A 16,315-nucleotide genomic window follows, 5' to 3' on the forward strand; every position below is an offset into this window, starting at 1 on the left:
GTGATGGCGCTTGAAACGTGGCTGGCTTTTTTTGCTGCCTGCTGGATTATCAGCCTGTCTCCGGGGGCTGGCGCCATTGCGTCGATGTCCTGCGGCCTGCGATACGGTTTCTGGCGCGGCTACTGGAATGCGCTGGGCCTGCAGATTGCACTGGTGGCGCAGATCGCGATTGTCGCTGCGGGCCTGGGCGCCGTATTGGCTGCCTCCGAGCTGGCATTCAACCTGATCAAATGGTTTGGCGTGGCCTATCTGGTTTACCTGGGTATCAAGCAATGGCGGGCGTTGCCTGGGGATTTGTCCGATGAGTCGACGGTTCGTCCTGTGGGTCAGCCGCTGAGCCTGGTGTTTCGTGGCTTTCTGGTCAATATCAGCAACCCCAAGGCACTGGTGTTCATGCTGGCGATCTTGCCGCAGTTCATCAACCCTGCCGAACCGTTGCTGGCCCAGTACATGATCATCGCGGTGACCATGGTTGTTGTGGATTCGGTGGTCATGGCCGGTTACACCGGGCTTGCTTCCCGCGTGTTGCGCCTGCTGAAAACGCCGAAACAACAACGCCGCCTGAACCGCACCTTCGCCAGCCTGTTTGTAGGGGCGGCGGGCTTTCTGGCGACGCTTCATCGCGGGACGGCCTGAAAGTAGCAAGCTGAAAGCTACAAGCTACAAGCTACAAGTCAAAGGCTTGCAGCTTGCAGCTTTCCACTTACCGCCCTTAACGCAAAATACGTGGCGCTTCGTCTCTCGGCAGGTTCTGCTGTATCGGCTGGCCGGTGTATTCCACTTCACCGCGCAATTGCTCACGCAACTGACGCGCTACATCGACACCAATCGATTTTGAGGCATCACGCACCACACGACCCCGGTTCAGGGAAATCTTGACGTCCCGGCTGTTGACCAGCTTAGTGTCCTGGCTTTCGCCCATGGCGGTAAAGGCCGAGGTTATTTCATAGGTACGGGTGTTGATCAGGCTGAAATCACCGACTACGGTCAGGCCCATAATGGCCGAGTAGCTGTTGGTGTTGGCTATCTCGCCCACGTCCTGACGGAAGTCGATGTCCGACAATGTGCCGAACAATACGTAGTCCGCGCCTTTGAAGTGGCCGCTCTTGATGCGTGCTATGACGTCGTAGACATCCTCTTTCGAGCCGGTCTTGTAGGGCGTGCCCTGCACCAGCTGGAACAGCCCGGACTTCAGGATCTCGCCCTTGATGTCGCCGCTGAATTTCTGCAACTCGCTCTGTTCGATGTAGCTGGTGCGGGCTTCGTACTCTTCATAGCTCGACGAGCCGCTTTCGCTGTAGTAAGTGGCTTTCGAGTTGCTGTGTGCCGAAACGGTGTGGATGTATTGCTCCACACGTTCCTGATAGGCCATACCTGTCACTGCGATCTTTGGGGCCGCCTGCGCCGAGAAGGCGCAGGCCAGGCCGATAATGCCAATCCATGCACGCATCACTTAACGCTCCGTGGTCTTGCGGATTTCTTTCTCGTCCATCCACTCTGCCAGGCCGCTTTCGACATCGATCAGTTGCAGGCTGAATTTATAGAAGACGTCCTTGTAATCGTTGCTGCGCTTGACGATGGAGCTGATCGAGCCTTCCAGGCGGTATTTGGCCGCGATCATGTTGCCGGTCTTGGCGACAGTGTTCTGCTTGTACAGGCCGCTCTGGTTTTGCAGCTTGAGCTGATCGACCTGGCTCTGCATTTCGGTGTTGTCACTGGCGAAACGGGCTACGCCGCTCTTCATCAGTTGGGTCTTGATGGAGGTGGTGATTTCGCGAGTGTCGATGTACTCGCTGGTCTTGTTCTTCACGTCGTAGACCTGAACCACCGGACGACCTTGCAGGATGCCGGACTGTGCCAGTGAGCGGGTCATGCTCTCGGCAATCATTTGCAGGTCGGTGGAGCCGAACTCATTGGTAATTGTTTCGACAGCCTTGGTGTCTCCGTAGCTGATGTTCTTGCTGCCAAGAACCGGAGAGTTATTGGCGCAACCGCTGGCCAGAACGGCCAGGACGGCGATGGAGCAAATACGTGTAAACAGCATGTGTGGACTCTTCTGATCTGAGCGAAATAGGGAGCGGATCAAGGCGTGTTGATTTCAATGCGGAAATCGGTTGCCCGCGGATTTGGAGCGATAGCCGGCAGTGTGGTGCTTTGCGAGCCATACAGCATCAGGCTTTTCCAGGCTTCTTCGTCCGCCACAGGAAAGCCATCGTTACCCAGCCAGGCGAAGCGGTAATACATCGTCTTGTTACGGCTGCTGGTGTTGGTCAACTGAGCCTTGACGGTCAGGAAGCCATTTTCCCGAGCCACGCGCATGGCACCGACTTCAATGCTTTTAATGTCGCCCAGAGCCACCACTTTACTGGCTGCGCTGCCCGGAGCGGGAGGTGGCGGGGTTGCGCAGCCTGCTAGCAGGGCCAGCGCCAACGCGCCGAAAATCTTGATACGCATGGGGTATCTCCGTTCAGGGTTGTTTGACAGCAAGGGCTTGCGGGACATTCGTCGGAGTGACCTGGGCCGCGAGGCTGTTGGCGAATACCTGATTGCCCAGGGCGCGCAGGGTGACGACCTGATAGCGCTGATCGACCTTGACCTGCACGTGGGTACCTCCCAGCGTGCCAGGCAGTATGACCTGATGCATGCCTTGAGTCAGACGCAGTCGCGCCACGAGAGTGTTGTCCGGCAAGGTGCGCCAGGTGCGGGTGTCGGCGCCTTCGGTGATGGCCGAAGCGATACCGACTGCCAGCCCGGCCAGCGGGTTGACGTCGTTGATCTGCTTTTGCGCGACACCACGGGTAATGGCGCGAAGGGTGGTGCGCAGAATGATGCCCGGCATGTCGTCGCGCAGGGCGCGTCGCGACATGTCAGTGGTGCTGTTGAGCAGCGTCAGGTTGAGCGGCTGGCCGTCCAGGGTTATCTGGTTGAAGACCGGGGTTCCGGTGTCCGGTTTGATGACCGGGAACGATAGCGGCGTAATGACCAGATTGCCGCTGATCGGCAGCGGCAACGGGATGCTCACCGAGTCGCGGGCCGGAGCAAAGCCGCTCTGGATCACGATCAGTACTTCGCTGTTGCCATCCTTGCTGGCGGCCGCGTCAAGATCGGCCAGGGATTTTTCCAGCAGCGGGGTGTTCGGACGCAGTTCTGCCGCCTTGCGATAGCCCGGTGCTGCCAGGTCTTTTTCCCCCAGTGCTTCATAGACAAAGCCGGCCAGATAATGACTGAACGCACTCTGGTAGCTGTTCTTGAGGGCGACGACTTCTGGCGCGTCCAGTGACTCGACAGGGTAGCCTTTCAGATCCTTGAACTGGGTTTTCATGCCCTTGTTTTCGGCTGCCTGCTCGCTCTTGAGGTATTCCTTGTCGCGCAGGTCGGCAATCACGGCTTCACGCTCGTGAGTCTTCTTGATTTCGGTACGGGCACCGTCGAAATCGTTCTGGCCCAGCAGATTGAGTGCCATCTGGGTGGTCAGCATGACCTTTTCATAGTCATAGCCTTCGTAGCGACGCACCTTGTCGTTGACCAGGAAGCTGCCGAACTGGGCGAGGTATTTTTCGGTATCGAACTTGACCGATTCTTCCCACTTGAACACGACCTGATCGGCTGTACGCCAGGCAGCCTGGCTACCGGCGAAATCACCTTTGGAGCGCAGCAACTCACCTTTCTCGAAGTAATAGAGCAGGTCTTTGTCTTCGCCTTTGTTGTTTTTTTCCAGTGTGCCGAGGGCTGCATCGACATTGCCGCTGGCCAGTTGCTGATTGGTTTCCTTCAGTTCCGAGTCATAGCTACGGAAGACGGAGCAGCCTGCCAGGTGGACAGAGGCGACCAGCGCTAGTGCGGTCAGGAAGCGGGAGGGCATGGTGATGATTTCCAGAAATCGATAGCCGGCCAAACGGTTTGGAGGCGGCTACGTAAGTCCATTTGGACAAGCAGCACAAGCGCTGCATGAGTATTTGTCTCTTCCATCAACAGGAAAAAGCCGGGCGATTATAGGCTTGGTTTTTGGAGTGGCAATGTCATTTTGATGGCATTGGCTGTGATTGCTTCAGGCGGCTCACCATTGCGTTGCCCAGGCTTGTCATGAGCTTCCGAGGCTCAGTGACCTTGCGTCAGACTTTTAGTAATGTTTTGTCACAAATATGGGGGCCGAGTATTGAGTCGGGGCGGATGGAAGGGAACAATGCAGCGCATTGCATTCCTGTCGAGATTTATTCATGCCCCCGCGTTCCCGTTTCATGGCCTGGTTGTTACTGCCACTGCTTGCGCTGTGCAGTTTCGGTCTGCTGGCCGACCCTGCCGATGGCGCTGCCCAGGCGCTGCATCTGCTTGACTACATTGGTGCTGACTATCCAGCCACCGTAGCGGATGGCAAGGTCGTTGATGAGCCTGAATACCAGGAGCAGGTCGAGTTTCTCGGCGCGTTGCAGGGCTTGATCGTTGCCTTGCCGCAGCGTGCCGAGCGCGATGCGCTGGAGCAGGGCGTCGCCGCGCTGAAAGAGGCGGTGATCAAGCGGCAAGACGGCGCGTTTGTAGCCCGCCAGGCCCGACAATTGGGGGCAAGGCTGGCGGTTGCCTATGAAATCAGTCAGGCACCGATCATTACACCTGACCCTGCTCGCGGTGCGCCGCTGTATGCGCAGAACTGCTCGGTCTGCCATGGCGACACCGGTGCAGGCGATGGCCCGGCCGGCATTGGCCTGACACCTGCGCCTGCCAATCTGCGCGATGCAGCCCGGCTGGATCGCCTGAGTCTTTACGATATCTACAACACCCTGGGGCTCGGGATCACTGGCACCGATATGCCAGCGTTTGCCGACCAACTGGATGACCGCCAGCGCTGGGATATCGCAACCTACATTGCCAGCTTCAGTGCGCAGCCGGTGAGCACGCCCGCCAAGACCTTCAATCTGGCGGATCTGGCTCGTCAGACGCCAGCGGAAGTCAGCGCCGCCGAAGGCCCTGAAGCCGCCGCGACATTCCGTGCCCAGCGTGCGCAACCGCCGCAGGTCCAGCGTGGCCCGGCACAACTGCTCGATTACACCAGTACGACGCTGGACAAGAGTCTGGCAGCGTACAGCGCTGGCGATCATGAACAGGCTTACGACCTGTCGGTTGCGGCTTATCTGGAAGGTTTCGAGCTGGTTGAAAGTTCGCTGGATAACGTCGACGCCACTGTGCGCAAGGACACTGAAAAAGCCTTGATGGCTTATCGGCAGTCATTGCAGGACGGCCTGCCGCTGGCTCAGGCGGCCCAGAAACTGGAGGCCGCCAAGGCCAAACTCAAGGAGTCCGCAGCCCTGCTGGGCAGCGATGGCCTGAGTGTCTCCCTGAGCTACATCTCCGGCCTGCTGATTCTGTTGCGTGAAGGGCTGGAAGCGATTCTGGTATTGGCTGCGATCCTGGCGTTCCTGCGCAACACCGGGCAGCAATCGGCGGTGCGTAGTGTCAATGCGGGTTGGGGGTTGGCGCTGTTGGCCGGTCTGGCGACATGGGCATTGGCGGCTTATGTCATCGATGTCAGCGGGGCCCAGCGTGAACTGCTGGAAGGCGCGACGGCGTTGTTCGCCAGCGTCATGGTGCTGTGGCTCGGCGTCTGGATGCATGACCGTCGCCATGCCGCGGCCTGGCAGGACTATGTCAAAAGCAGTCTGGTCGGTGGCGGCGGGCGTTTTGGTTTCGCAGTGTTGGCGTTCTTCTCGGTTTATCGAGAACTGTTCGAGGTCATTCTGTTCTACGAAACCCTGTGGCTACAGGCAGGACCTGCCGGGCACAACGCGGTATTGGCCGGCGGTGCCACTGCGCTGGTGCTGCTTGTCGGTCTGGCGTGGGTGATCTTGCGCGGTTCGGCAAAACTGCCGTTGTCATTGTTCTTCGGTATCAACGCTGCGCTGCTGTGTGCATTGTCGGTGGTATTCGCCGGGCATGGCGTCAAGGCACTTCAGGAAGCCGGCATCTTCGGTACACGTCCGGTGCCTTTCTTCGAGTTCGACTGGCTGGGCATTCACGCCGATGCGTATTCGCTCAGCGCTCAGGCCGTTGCGTTGCTGGCGATTGTGGTGTTGTACGGAAGGGGAATGAGGAAAGTAGGCTAGCTACAAGCTACAAGCTACAAGCTACAAGCTACAAGCTACAAGCTTGAGGCTTAAAGCTTGTAGCTTGCCGCTTACTTGCTGTCCGTCTTCTTCTGAAGATCGACCGGCGCTTCGACCTCTACATCAGACGCCGATGCCGATGCGCAGCAGAGTTTTTCCTGGCGTGCGATGCGGGCGTTCTTGATGCGGCGGCGCAGCCACAGGGCCAGGCCGAGCAGGAGCAGGCCACCCAGGACCCAAAGCTCGTACTTCTTGATGTTGCCCAGCAGGCCTTCCATCACGGCACCGAAATGGTAAGCCGCCGAACCCAGGGCCGCAGCCCAGATCGCGGCACCGATACCGTTGAGCACCAGATAACGCAAAGGCGGATAGCCGGACATGCCGATGGCCACGGGCATGACCGTTCGCAGGCCGTAAACGAAGCGGAAGCTCAGCACCCAGATGTCCGGGTGTTTGCGTACCAGCCTCAGTGCCTTGTCGCCCATGAGCTGCCATCGTGGCTTGCGTGCAAGCAGTTTGCGGCCGTGCCTGCGCCCCATGTAGTACCAGAGCTGATCGCCCGCGTAGCTTCCGCAGAAAGCCACGAGGATGACCACGTTGAGGTCCATGTATCCGCGGAACGCCAGGAATCCGGCAAGAACCAAGATGGTCTCGCCTTCAAAGAAGGTTCCCAGGAAGAGGGCAAAGTAGCCGAAATCATTCAAGAAATTCTGGAGCATTGTCTGGATGCTGGCGAAATGAACGCGCAGCCTAACTCGCCGAAGACAATCATGAAAGTGTCGATATGTGTCTCGACGTTAAAGATTCCTACAACCACAATAGTCCATCCTCGTTGTAGGCCTTTTCTGCGGCCCCCGGTCGCAGGTCACACTATGACTGTCACACATTGGTCATAATGGCGGCTTATAACTGTCGCGCTTGCCCGCGTATGCGGGCTACAGGAGTCTCGCCGTGAGCTTTACCCCCGCAAACCGCCTGTTTCCTCTCACTCGCCTGCGTCGTAATCGTCGCGACGACTTTTCTCGTCGACTGGTTCGCGAAAACGTAGTGACCGTCGATGACCTGATTCTTCCCGTATTTGTGCTCGATGGTGAAAACCGTCGTGAAGCTGTTGCCTCGATGCCGGGCGTCGAGCGCCTGAGTATCGATCTGTTGCTTCAGGAAGCCGAAGGCTGGGTTGCCCTGGGAATTCCGGCGCTGGCATTGTTCCCGGTGACGCCGCTTGAGAAAAAATCCCTGGATGGCGCTGAAGCCTGGAACCCGGACGGTATCGCCCAGCGTGCGACCCGCGCATTGCGTGACCGCTTTCCGGAGCTGGGTGTGATCACCGATGTGGCGTTGGACCCGTTCACCACCCACGGTCAGGACGGCATCATTGATGAAGAAGGCTATGTGCAGAACGACATCACCGTCGATGCACTGGTCAAGCAGGCGCTGTCCCATGCCGAGGCCGGTGCTCAGGTGGTCGCGCCTTCGGACATGATGGATGGCCGCATCCAGGCCATTCGTGAAGCGCTGGAACTTGCCGGGCACATCAACGTTCGGATCATGGCTTATTCGGCAAAATATGCCAGCGCCTATTACGGTCCGTTCCGCGATGCGGTAGGTTCTTCACTGAACCTGGGCAAGGCCAACAAGGCGTCCTATCAGATGGACCCGGCCAACAGTAACGAAGCATTGCATGAAGTGGCCGCCGACCTGGCTGAAGGCGCGGACATGGTGATGGTCAAACCGGGCATGCCTTATCTGGACATCCTTTATCGCGTCAAGGATGAGTTCAAGGTCCCGACTTTTGTCTATCAGGTGAGCGGCGAATATGCGATGCATATGGCTGCGATCCAGAATGGCTGGCTGAGTGAGGGGGTGATTCTCGAATCCCTTACGGCCTTCAAACGCGCGGGTGCTGATGGCATTCTTACTTACTTCGCCGTCCGTGCCGCTCAACTGTTAAAAGGGCAATAGCCTCACAGGAACATTCATGAATACCGAAGGACTCACCGAAGCCACTGTTGAAGTCGATGTTCAGGAGGCTACGCCAGTGGTTGAGCCTGAAACTGAAGTTATAGCCGCCATTGAGGCGCCTGCTGCTGTGGCGCCGGCCATTGCTATCCCGAATCTGGACGATAGCAGCCTGTATATCCACCGCGAGCTGTCGCAGTTGCAGTTCAACATCCGGGTATTGGAACAGGCTCTGGACGAGTCCTATCCGTTGCTGGAGCGGCTGAAGTTTCTGCTGATCTTTTCCAGCAACCTCGATGAGTTCTTCGAGATTCGTGTCGCGGGCCTCAAGAAACAGATCACGTTCGCACGCGAACAGGCGGGCGCCGATGGCCTGCAACCGCATCAGGCATTGGCCCGCATCAGTGAACTGGTTCATGGCCATGTTGATCGTCAATACGCGATCCTCAACGACATTCTGTTGCCGGAGCTGGAAAAACATCAGGTCCGGTTCATTCGTCGCCGTTACTGGACGACCAAGCTCAAGACGTGGGTCCGTCGCTATTTCCGCGATGAAATCGCGCCGATCATCACCCCGATCGGCCTGGACCCGACGCACCCGTTCCCGTTGCTGGTCAACAAGAGCCTGAACTTCATCGTTGAACTGGAGGGTATCGATGCCTTTGGTCGCGACTCGGGCCTTGCGATCATCCCGGCTCCGCGTCTGCTGCCGCGCATTATCAAGGTGCCGGAAGATGTGGGCGGGGTAGGCGACAACTACGTGTTCCTGTCCTCCATGATCCATGCTCATGCCGATGATCTGTTCCAGGGCATGAAGGTCAAGGGCTGCTACCAGTTCCGTCTGACCCGTAACGCCGACCTGGCGCTGGACTCCGAAGATGTGGAAGACCTGGCGCGCGCCCTTCGCGGCGAGCTGTTCTCGCGTCGTTACGGCGATGCGGTGCGTCTGGAAGTGGCGGACACCTGTCCCAAGCATCTGTCGGATTACCTGCTCAAGCAGTTCAACCTGACCGAGTCGGAGCTGTATCAGGTCAATGGCCCGGTAAACCTCACGCGCCTGTTCAGCATTACCGGCCTGGACAGCCACCCGGAGCTGCAATACCCGCCGTTCACGCCAGCGATTCCCAAGCTGCTGCAGAACAGCGAGAACATTTTCAGCGTGGTCAGCAAGCAGGACATCCTGTTGCTGCACCCTTTCGAGTCTTTCACGCCGGTTGTCGACATGCTGCGTCAGGCCGCCAAAGACCCGCATGTGCTGGCCGTGCGGCAAACGCTGTACCGTAGCGGCGCGAACTCGGAAATCGTTGATGCGCTGGTCGATGCGGCGCGTAACGGCAAGGAAGTCACGGCGGTGATCGAATTGCGTGCCCGCTTCGACGAAGAGTCCAACCTGCAACTGGCCAGCCGTCTGCAAGCGGCCGGTGCGGTGGTGATCTATGGTGTGGTCGGCTTCAAGACCCACTCCAAGATGATGCTGATCCTGCGTCGCGAGGCCGGTGAAATCGTGCGTTATGCGCACTTGGGCACCGGTAACTACCACGCGGCCAATGCCCGTCTGTACACCGACTACAGCCTGCTGACCTCCGACGATGCCTTGTGCGAAGACGTCGGCAAGCTGTTCAGTCAGTTGATCGGCATGGGCAAGATCCTGCGCATGAAGAAGCTGCTGCATGCGCCGTTCACGCTCAAGAAAGGCATGCTCGACATGATTGCCCGCGAGACGCAATTTGCGCTCGACGGCAAGCCTGCGCACATCATCGCCAAGTTCAACTCGTTGACCGACCCGAAAATCATCCGTGCGCTCTACAAGGCCAGTCAGTCAGGCGTTCGCATCGATCTGGTGGTGCGTGGCATGTGCTGCCTGCGTCCGGGGATTGCTGGTGTCTCGCACAACATTCAGGTGCGCTCGATCATCGGTCGCTTCCTTGAGCACACGCGGGTCTACTACTTCCTCAATGGCGGCGACGAGCAGATGTTCCTGTCCAGTGCCGACTGGATGGAGCGCAACCTCGACAAGCGTGTCGAGACCTGCTTCCCGGTGGATGGCAAGAAGTTGATCCTGCGAGTGAAGAAGGAGCTGGAGAGTTATCTGACCGACAACACTCACAGCTGGCTGTTGCAGCCTGACGGGCGTTACGTGCGCAGCACGCCGACCGGCAACCAGAACGCTCGAAGCGCTCAGGCGACTCTGCTGGAGCGCCTGAGCATTCCGGTACTCAGCGTGCAGTAAAGACGATACCGACTCGGGTCAGCCACTCCGCTTCCAGCGCGAAGTCGGCCTGAGTCAACTGGTTGTTTTCCAGCCAGCCGTCCGGGAACTCAGCATCCAGGTTCGGACCATCGGCGCGCAAGATCACACGTGGCATCTCCTGGGTGCCACGAATGTGATGGAACAGAATCGCAAAGCGCAACAGCACGCACAGGCGAATCAGCTTGATGCCTTCATCGCCGAACTCGGCGAACTTGTCCTTTGGAATATTGCGACGATGACCGCGCACCAGCAGCGCGAGCATTTGCTGGTCTTCGCGTGAGAATCCGGCCAGATCAGAGTGCTCGATCAGGTAGGCGCCGTGTTTGTGGTAGTGATAGTGGGCGATGTCGAGCCCCACTTCATGCACCTTGGCGGCCCAGCTCAGCAGCTCGGCATAGATTTCATCTTCCAGGTCCCAGGCTTCTGCGACTTGTTCCAGTGCATGCAGCGCCTTGCGTTCTACACGGGCAGCCTGTTCCAGATCGACGTGGTAGCGGTCCATCAGCGAGCCGAGCGTACGCTCACGCACGTCTTCATGGTGATGGCGCCCCAGCAGGTCATACAGCACGCCTTCGCGCAGGGCTCCTTCGCAATGGTCCATGCGCTTGAGTTCCAGAGCGTCGAAGATCGCTTCCAGAATCGCCAGACCTGCCGGGAAGATTGCACGACGGTCGGGCTTGATGCCGTCAAAGTCGATTTTCTCGATATCGCCCAGCTTGAACAGTTTGCGCTTGAGCCATGCCAACCCTTCGGCGTTGACCTCGCCCGAGCCGTAACCGTTAGCCTTGAGCGCCAGGCCGATAGCCCGAATGGTGCCGGACGAACCGATGGCTTCATCCCATTTCAGGCGGTGCAGGGCGTGTTCGATGCTCATGATCTCAAGGCGTGCAGCGGTGTACGCCTGGGCATAGCGGGCCGGCGTGACCTTGCCGTCCTTGAAGTAACGCTGGGTGAAGCTCACGCAGCCCATTTGCAGGCTTTCGCGCAGCAGAGGCTCGAAACGCTGGCCAATGATGAACTCGGTACTGCCACCGCCGATATCGGCCACCAGACGCTTGCCGGGGGTATCGGCCAGAGTGTGAGATACGCCGAGATAGATAAGACGCGCCTCTTCACGACCGGAAATGACTTCTACGGGGTGCCCCAGAATTTTTTCGGCGCGATGAATGAATTCGTTGCGGTTGCGTGCTTCACGCAAGGCATTGGTGCCGACGATACGCACGGCACCCAATGGCAGGCCGTTGATCAGTTGGGCGAAGCGCTTGAGGCAATCGAGCCCGCGCTGCATGGACTCTTCATTGAGCTGGCGTTCGTCATTGATACCCGCCGCAAGCTGAACCTTTTCACCCAGGCGCTCAAGTATGCGGATCTCGCCCTGATTCGCCTTGGCAACGACCATATGAAAGCTGTTTGAGCCCAGGTCGATCGCTGCGATCAGGGAAAGATTCTTGGCTTTGGAGTGCGGCATGATCAAAATCTCGTTCGATAACCGCGCCATCGTGCCACGATCCATGCCTGCCGCCAATGTATCAGGCACGGGAACCGCTCTGTGGGGCCGGATTTATCCGGGAAAGCGGTACATCTCGGCTGGATGTTGCTCCCATCAAGCATAAGAGCAACATTCTGTAGGAGCGGTTTTATCCGCGATCAAGTGCGAAGCGCTCGCAAATCTGCGACTGCTGCCAGGATAAATCCGCTCCTGCAAAGCCCTTTCATAATGGCTGGATCAGGCGTGCTCCACCGAGCCGATGAAATTTGCCAGTTCCGGGGTCTTCGGGTTGGCGAACAGTTCTTTCGGGTCGCCCACCTCATGCACCTTGCCCTGGTGCATAAAGACCAGCTTGTCACCCACTTCACGGGCGAAGCGCATTTCGTGGGTCACCATGATCAGGGTCATGCCGTCGGCAGCCAGCTGGCGCACGACGCTGAGGACTTCGTTGACCAGTTCCGGGTCCAGAGCCGAGGTGATCTCATCGCACAGCAGCACCTTGGGCGACATCGCCAGTGCCCGTGCGATGGCTACACGTTGCTGCTGACCGCCGGAAAGACGATCCGGGAAGGCATCGAACTTCTCGCCCAGCCCGACCCGTTCCAGCATTTGTCTGGCCAGCTTTGCGGCTTCGGCCTTGGGCACCTTTTGCACGACCTGAGGCGCGAGCATGACGTTTTCGCCAACGCTCAGGTGCGGAAACAGGTTGAACTGCTGGAACACCATGCCGACCTTCTGTCGCAGCGTGCGCAAGTCTGCGCGGGCTGCGTCCAGGTATTCGCCATCGACTTCGATCACGCCATCGTTGATCGACTCCAGCCCGTTGAGCGTGCGCAGCAGCGTGCTCTTGCCCGAGCCACTACGGCCGATGATCGCCACGACCTGGCCTTCTTCGACAGAAAGGTCGATGCCTTTGAGTACGTGATGGTCGCCGTAGTATTTATGCAGGGCGGAAATTCTAAGCAGAGGCATGCAGTCTCCTTTCCAGATGGCGCGCACAGAGCGACAAGGGGTAGCAAAGGATGAAGTAGCCCAGGGCAACGAAGCCGTAGACCATGAAGGGTTCAAACGTAGCGTTGGCCAGCATGCTGCCGGTCTTGGTCAGTTCGGTGAAGCCGATGATCGAGGTCACGGCAGTGCCTTTGACCACTTGCACCGAGAAACCGACCGTCGGCGCCACGGCGATGCGCAGTGCCTGCGGCAGGATCACATAACGCATCTGTTCAAGGGGTGTCATCGCCAGGCTGGCGGAAGCTTCCCACTGGCCCTTTGAAATCGATTCGACGCAGCCGCGCCAGATCTCGGCCAGGTAGGCACTGGTGAACAGCGTCAAAGCCAGAGCTGCAGCGGCCCATGGGGAAATATCCACGCCCATGAGCGCAACGCCGAAGAACACCAGAAACAACTGCATCAGCAGCGGCGTGCCCTGGAACAGTTCTATATAAAGAGTGGCTGCGACCCGTGGCCCGGTTTTGTCCGAGATGCGCATGCCCATCACCAGCAGGCCGATCAGGCCGCCGCCGATAAAGGCTACCAGCGAGAGGGCCACTGTCCATTGCAGGCCGGTCAGCAGGTTGCGCAGGATGTCCCAAAGGGTGAAATCCATCAGCGGCTCCTCGATATGTAGCGACGTCCGATCCAGGCCAGCAATTGCCGGATCAGCAACGCCATGCACAAGTAAACCAGCGTGGTAACGATGTAGGTCTCGAAGGCACGGAAGTTACGCGACTGGAGGAAGTTGGCGAAAAAACTCAGCTCTTCGGTGGCGATCTGCGAGCAGACCGACGACCCGAGCATCACGATGATGATCTGGCTGCTCAGTGCCGGCCAGACCTTGCTCAGCGCGGGTGCGAGCACCACGTAACGAAACGCTTCGTAGCGGTTCATGGCCAGTGCCGCGGCGGCTTCCAGTTGACCCTTGGGGATCGCCTGAATGCCGGCACGGATGATTTCCGTCGAATAGGCACCGAGGTTGATGACCATCGCCAGAATGGCTGCCTGCCACTCCGAAATCTGCATGCCAAGCGATGGCAGGCCGAAGAAGATGAAAAACAGCTGGACCAGAAACGGGGTATTACGGATCAGCTCGACATAGATGCCGAAGATCGTGGCGAACGGCTGGATCTTCCAGGCCCTCACGACTGCGCCAACGATGCCCAGGCTAACCCCGAGCAACGTGCCAATGGCAGTCAGTTCCAGCGTGAACAAGGCCCCGCGCAGCAAGAGATCAGCGCTTTGCAGGACCGGTGTAAAGTCGAATTGATAAGCCATTGGCGGATCCTGTGATCAGAACGCAGTGATCAAAGATCGGCTGGCAGCGGCTGCTTGAGCCAGGTCACGGAAGCTTTTTCCAGCGAACCGTCAGCCTTGGCAGCGTTGAGGATTTCGTTGACCTTGCCCAGCAGCTCCGGCTGGCCCTTGTTCACGCCGACATAGACCGGCGAATCCTTGAGCTTCACTTTCAGGGCCGGGATGCGTTTCGGGTTGCGCTCGCTGATGGCGACCATCACCACGTTGCCGCTGGCGATCAGGTCAGTCTGGCCAGCCAGGTAGGCGGCGATGGTCGAGTTGTTGTCTTCGAATCGCTTGATGGTTGCGCCTTCGGGAGCGACAGCGGTCAGTTCGATATCTTCGATAGCGCCACGGGTCACGCTGATGGTCTTGCCCTTGAGGTCATTGATGTCTTTGATCGGGGCATCAGGTGGGCCGAACACCGCCAGATAGAAAGGTGCATAGGCGCGGGAGAAATCGATGACCTTCTCGCGATCCGGGTTCTTGCCGAGGCTGGAGATCACCAGATCGACCTTGCCAGTGGTCAGGAAGGGAATGCGGTTGGTGCTGTTGACCGGCGTCAGCTCAAGTTTGACTTTCAGTCTGTCGGCCAGCAGTTGTGCGGTGTCGATATCCAGGCCGCGTGGTTTCATGTCCGGGCCGACCGAACCAAACGGAGGGAAGTCCTGAGGTACAGCGACTTTCAAGGTGCCGCGCGCTACTACGTCATCCAGACCGTTGGCATGGGCAGGGGTCTGGCTCAGCATCAGGCTGGCAAACAAGGCAGTAAGCAGTGCGCTGTAACGCTTGGTCATGGGAAATCTCCGAACGGAACGAAAGATGTTGGCTTGTCCCGTAGTGCACAGCTCATGCCAGTCATTCTGTTTGTGCCATAACTCGGGCTTTTCGGGCCGAATTTGGTCTTACTGGTCTGAACAGTTGGTTTGTCGGGTGCCCTGCTTTGGCGCGCCTGAAAGCCACGCCGCCCCAGCGCTGGGCGTCGCTTGCCGGATGATGAAGATGGCGATAAAAGGGGTTTTTACTGGACTGACTGGCCTGAACAGTGATGCCGCAAAACTCACTCGCAGTACCTGAATCGGCTCTTCGAGCAATCCGCAAACTGATTGCCGAGCAAGGCTACAAACCTGGCGACAGCCTGCCCTCGCAGCGGGATCTGGCGGTTTTGCTGGGCGTCAGTCGAGCCTCGTTGCGCGAGGCCTTGTCATCGCTGAGTGCCTTGGGAATTGTCAGTGTGCAGCCGGGCAAAGGGGTTTTCATTCAGTCGATTTCTGAACCAGAACAGCGCACGGCCGGTTTTTCCTGGCCTTTCGATACCCGGGTTTCTCCAGCGGATACGTTTCAACTGCGTTATGCGCTGGAAGGCTTTGCCGCTGGTCTGGCCGCTGTCACCCTGACCGCCGACGAGCGGGACGTACTGGAAGACAATGTCGAAGCCATGCGCCTGGAGTTGCGCGCCGGGGATTTCGAGGCGGCGTCCAGGCTGGACTTCGAGTTCCACCGCCACATTCTGGTCGCCAGTGGCAATCAGGCCATGTTGGGAATTGTGACCGCAGGTGCCGATATCTTCCTCGAAAGTCAGAAAATGCCTTTCATTCGTGCAGGAAGAGTCATGGAAACCTGGCAGGAACATCGCAAGATTTTGCGGGCCCTTTCCCGGCATGCTTCCGGTCCGGCGCAAAAAGCCATGCAGGAACATATCCGTGGTGCTGCATTGCGCACGGGTATCGTCTTCGTTTCACCCGCCAGCTAAATGCGGGGCTATAACCATATTCATGGGTTCCGATAGCCAGACTCAATGATCCTCGGCTTCCTGAATGGCATCAGGCCCGCTATGATGAGCGTCGTTTTTAGCCTACGACCTCGGAGAACTCCATGAGTAGCGACCTGATCAAACACGTCACCGACGCCAGCTTCGAAGCCGATGTCCTCAAGGCTGCGGGCCCTGTGCTTGTTGACTACTGGGCTGAGTGGTGTGGCCCGTGCAAGATGATTGCCCCGGTTCTGGACGAAATCGCCAGCACCTACGAAGGCCGTCTGACCATCGCCAAACTGAACATCGATTCGAATCCGGATACCCCGGGCAAGCATGGCGTGCGTGGTATCCCGACCCTGATGCTGTTCAAGGACGGTAACGTCGAAGCCACCAAGGTAGGCGCCTTGTCGAAGTCGCAACTGGCTGCTTTCCTCGACGCCCATCTTTGATGTATCTAAAGCCCCGCGAATAGCGGG

16 protein-coding genes are annotated in these 16,315 nt (G+C 58.4%); 6 read left to right on the forward strand and 10 right to left on the reverse strand.

What is annotated here, in order from left to right:
- Positions 1-3 precede the first annotated feature (3 nt).
- Entirely contained in the window at positions 4-636 is a 633-nt protein-coding gene (locus ACODS3_RS21510; RefSeq protein ID WP_201001124.1) for a LysE family transporter, read from the forward strand.
- A 76-nt stretch (positions 637-712) separates the two neighbouring features.
- Here the strand turns inward: ACODS3_RS21510 and ACODS3_RS21515 are convergent, their stop codons facing one another.
- The 4 genes from ACODS3_RS21515 to ACODS3_RS21530 are packed head-to-tail and all read right to left on the reverse strand — an operon-like array spanning position 713 to position 3,862.
- Positions 713-1,450: a penicillin-binding protein activator LpoB gene (locus ACODS3_RS21515; protein WP_201019426.1), complete on the reverse strand. Its 738-nt coding sequence runs from the start codon at positions 1,448-1,450 to the stop codon at positions 713-715.
- A gap of 3 nt (positions 1,451-1,453) precedes the next feature.
- Positions 1,454-2,044 (reverse strand): penicillin-binding protein activator LpoB, encoded by a 591-nt coding sequence (gene lpoB / locus ACODS3_RS21520; protein WP_201001128.1) that lies wholly within the window; start codon positions 2,042-2,044, stop codon positions 1,454-1,456.
- A 38-nt stretch (positions 2,045-2,082) separates the two neighbouring features.
- Positions 2,083-2,454: a YcfL family putative periplasmic lipoprotein gene (locus ACODS3_RS21525; RefSeq protein ID WP_201019425.1), complete on the reverse strand. Its 372-nt coding sequence runs from the start codon at positions 2,452-2,454 to the stop codon at positions 2,083-2,085.
- 13 nt (positions 2,455-2,467) lie between these two features.
- A complete protein-coding gene (locus ACODS3_RS21530; protein ID WP_489036178.1) occupies positions 2,468-3,862 on the reverse strand; it encodes a COG3014 family protein in 1,395 nt (464 codons plus the stop codon).
- Positions 3,863-4,217: 355 nt separating this feature from the next.
- Between ACODS3_RS21530 and ACODS3_RS21535 the strand changes: the two genes are divergently transcribed.
- The gene (locus ACODS3_RS21535; protein WP_489036180.1) at positions 4,218-6,095 is read left to right on the forward strand and encodes an FTR1 family protein; all 1,878 of its coding nucleotides are present in this window, start codon (positions 4,218-4,220) and stop codon (positions 6,093-6,095) included.
- A 71-nt stretch (positions 6,096-6,166) separates the two neighbouring features.
- Here ACODS3_RS21535 and ACODS3_RS21540 read toward each other — a convergent pair whose 3' ends face one another.
- Positions 6,167-6,814 carry a DedA family protein gene (locus ACODS3_RS21540; RefSeq protein WP_489036181.1) on the reverse strand — a complete coding sequence of 216 codons (648 nt, stop codon included), beginning with the start codon at positions 6,812-6,814 and terminating at the stop codon, positions 6,167-6,169.
- Positions 6,815-7,046: 232 nt separating this feature from the next.
- Here ACODS3_RS21540 and hemB point away from each other — a divergent pair, with 232 nt between their 5' ends.
- Positions 7,047-8,057, forward strand: a complete 1,011-nt coding sequence (gene hemB / locus ACODS3_RS21545; RefSeq protein WP_201001137.1) for a porphobilinogen synthase — start codon at positions 7,047-7,049, stop codon at positions 8,055-8,057.
- Between the two features lie 16 nt (positions 8,058-8,073).
- A complete protein-coding gene (gene ppk1, locus ACODS3_RS21550) occupies positions 8,074-10,284 on the forward strand; it encodes a polyphosphate kinase 1 (protein ID WP_201019422.1) in 2,211 nt (736 codons plus the stop codon).
- Here ppk1 and ppx read toward each other — a convergent pair.
- The 5 genes from ppx to ACODS3_RS21575 form a co-directional block, all read right to left on the reverse strand.
- On the reverse strand, positions 10,271-11,773 hold the full coding sequence (ppx, locus tag ACODS3_RS21555) for an exopolyphosphatase (RefSeq protein WP_201019421.1): 1,503 nt from the start codon (positions 11,771-11,773) through the stop codon (positions 10,271-10,273). The genes ppk1 and ppx overlap by 14 nt on opposite strands.
- A 258-nt stretch (positions 11,774-12,031) precedes the next feature.
- The gene (locus tag ACODS3_RS21560) at positions 12,032-12,766 is read right to left on the reverse strand and encodes an amino acid ABC transporter ATP-binding protein (protein ID WP_201001140.1); all 735 of its coding nucleotides are present in this window, start codon (positions 12,764-12,766) and stop codon (positions 12,032-12,034) included.
- Entirely contained in the window at positions 12,753-13,403 is a 651-nt protein-coding gene (locus ACODS3_RS21565) for an amino acid ABC transporter permease (RefSeq protein ID WP_201019528.1), read from the reverse strand. Before ACODS3_RS21565 ends, ACODS3_RS21560 begins: the two co-directional genes overlap by 14 nt.
- Positions 13,400-14,065, reverse strand: coding sequence for an amino acid ABC transporter permease (locus ACODS3_RS21570; RefSeq protein WP_201001141.1), 666 nt, complete (start codon positions 14,063-14,065; stop codon positions 13,400-13,402). Before ACODS3_RS21570 ends, ACODS3_RS21565 begins: the two co-directional genes overlap by 4 nt.
- A 29-nt stretch (positions 14,066-14,094) precedes the next feature.
- Complete coding sequence (locus tag ACODS3_RS21575; RefSeq protein ID WP_201001142.1) at positions 14,095-14,880, reverse strand: transporter substrate-binding domain-containing protein; 786 nt, start codon at positions 14,878-14,880, stop codon at positions 14,095-14,097.
- Between the two features lie 251 nt (positions 14,881-15,131).
- On the opposite strand from ACODS3_RS21575, the gene ACODS3_RS21580 reads away from it, so the two are divergent.
- On the forward strand, positions 15,132-15,836 hold the full coding sequence (locus tag ACODS3_RS21580; RefSeq protein WP_489036183.1) for a FadR/GntR family transcriptional regulator: 705 nt from the start codon (positions 15,132-15,134) through the stop codon (positions 15,834-15,836).
- A gap of 122 nt (positions 15,837-15,958) precedes the next feature.
- The gene (trxA, locus tag ACODS3_RS21585) at positions 15,959-16,288 is read left to right on the forward strand and encodes a thioredoxin TrxA (RefSeq protein ID WP_201001146.1); all 330 of its coding nucleotides are present in this window, start codon (positions 15,959-15,961) and stop codon (positions 16,286-16,288) included.
- The last annotated feature ends 27 nt before the right edge of the window (positions 16,289-16,315 follow it).

It is taken from the genome of Pseudomonas sp. FG43 (assembly GCF_057809175.1).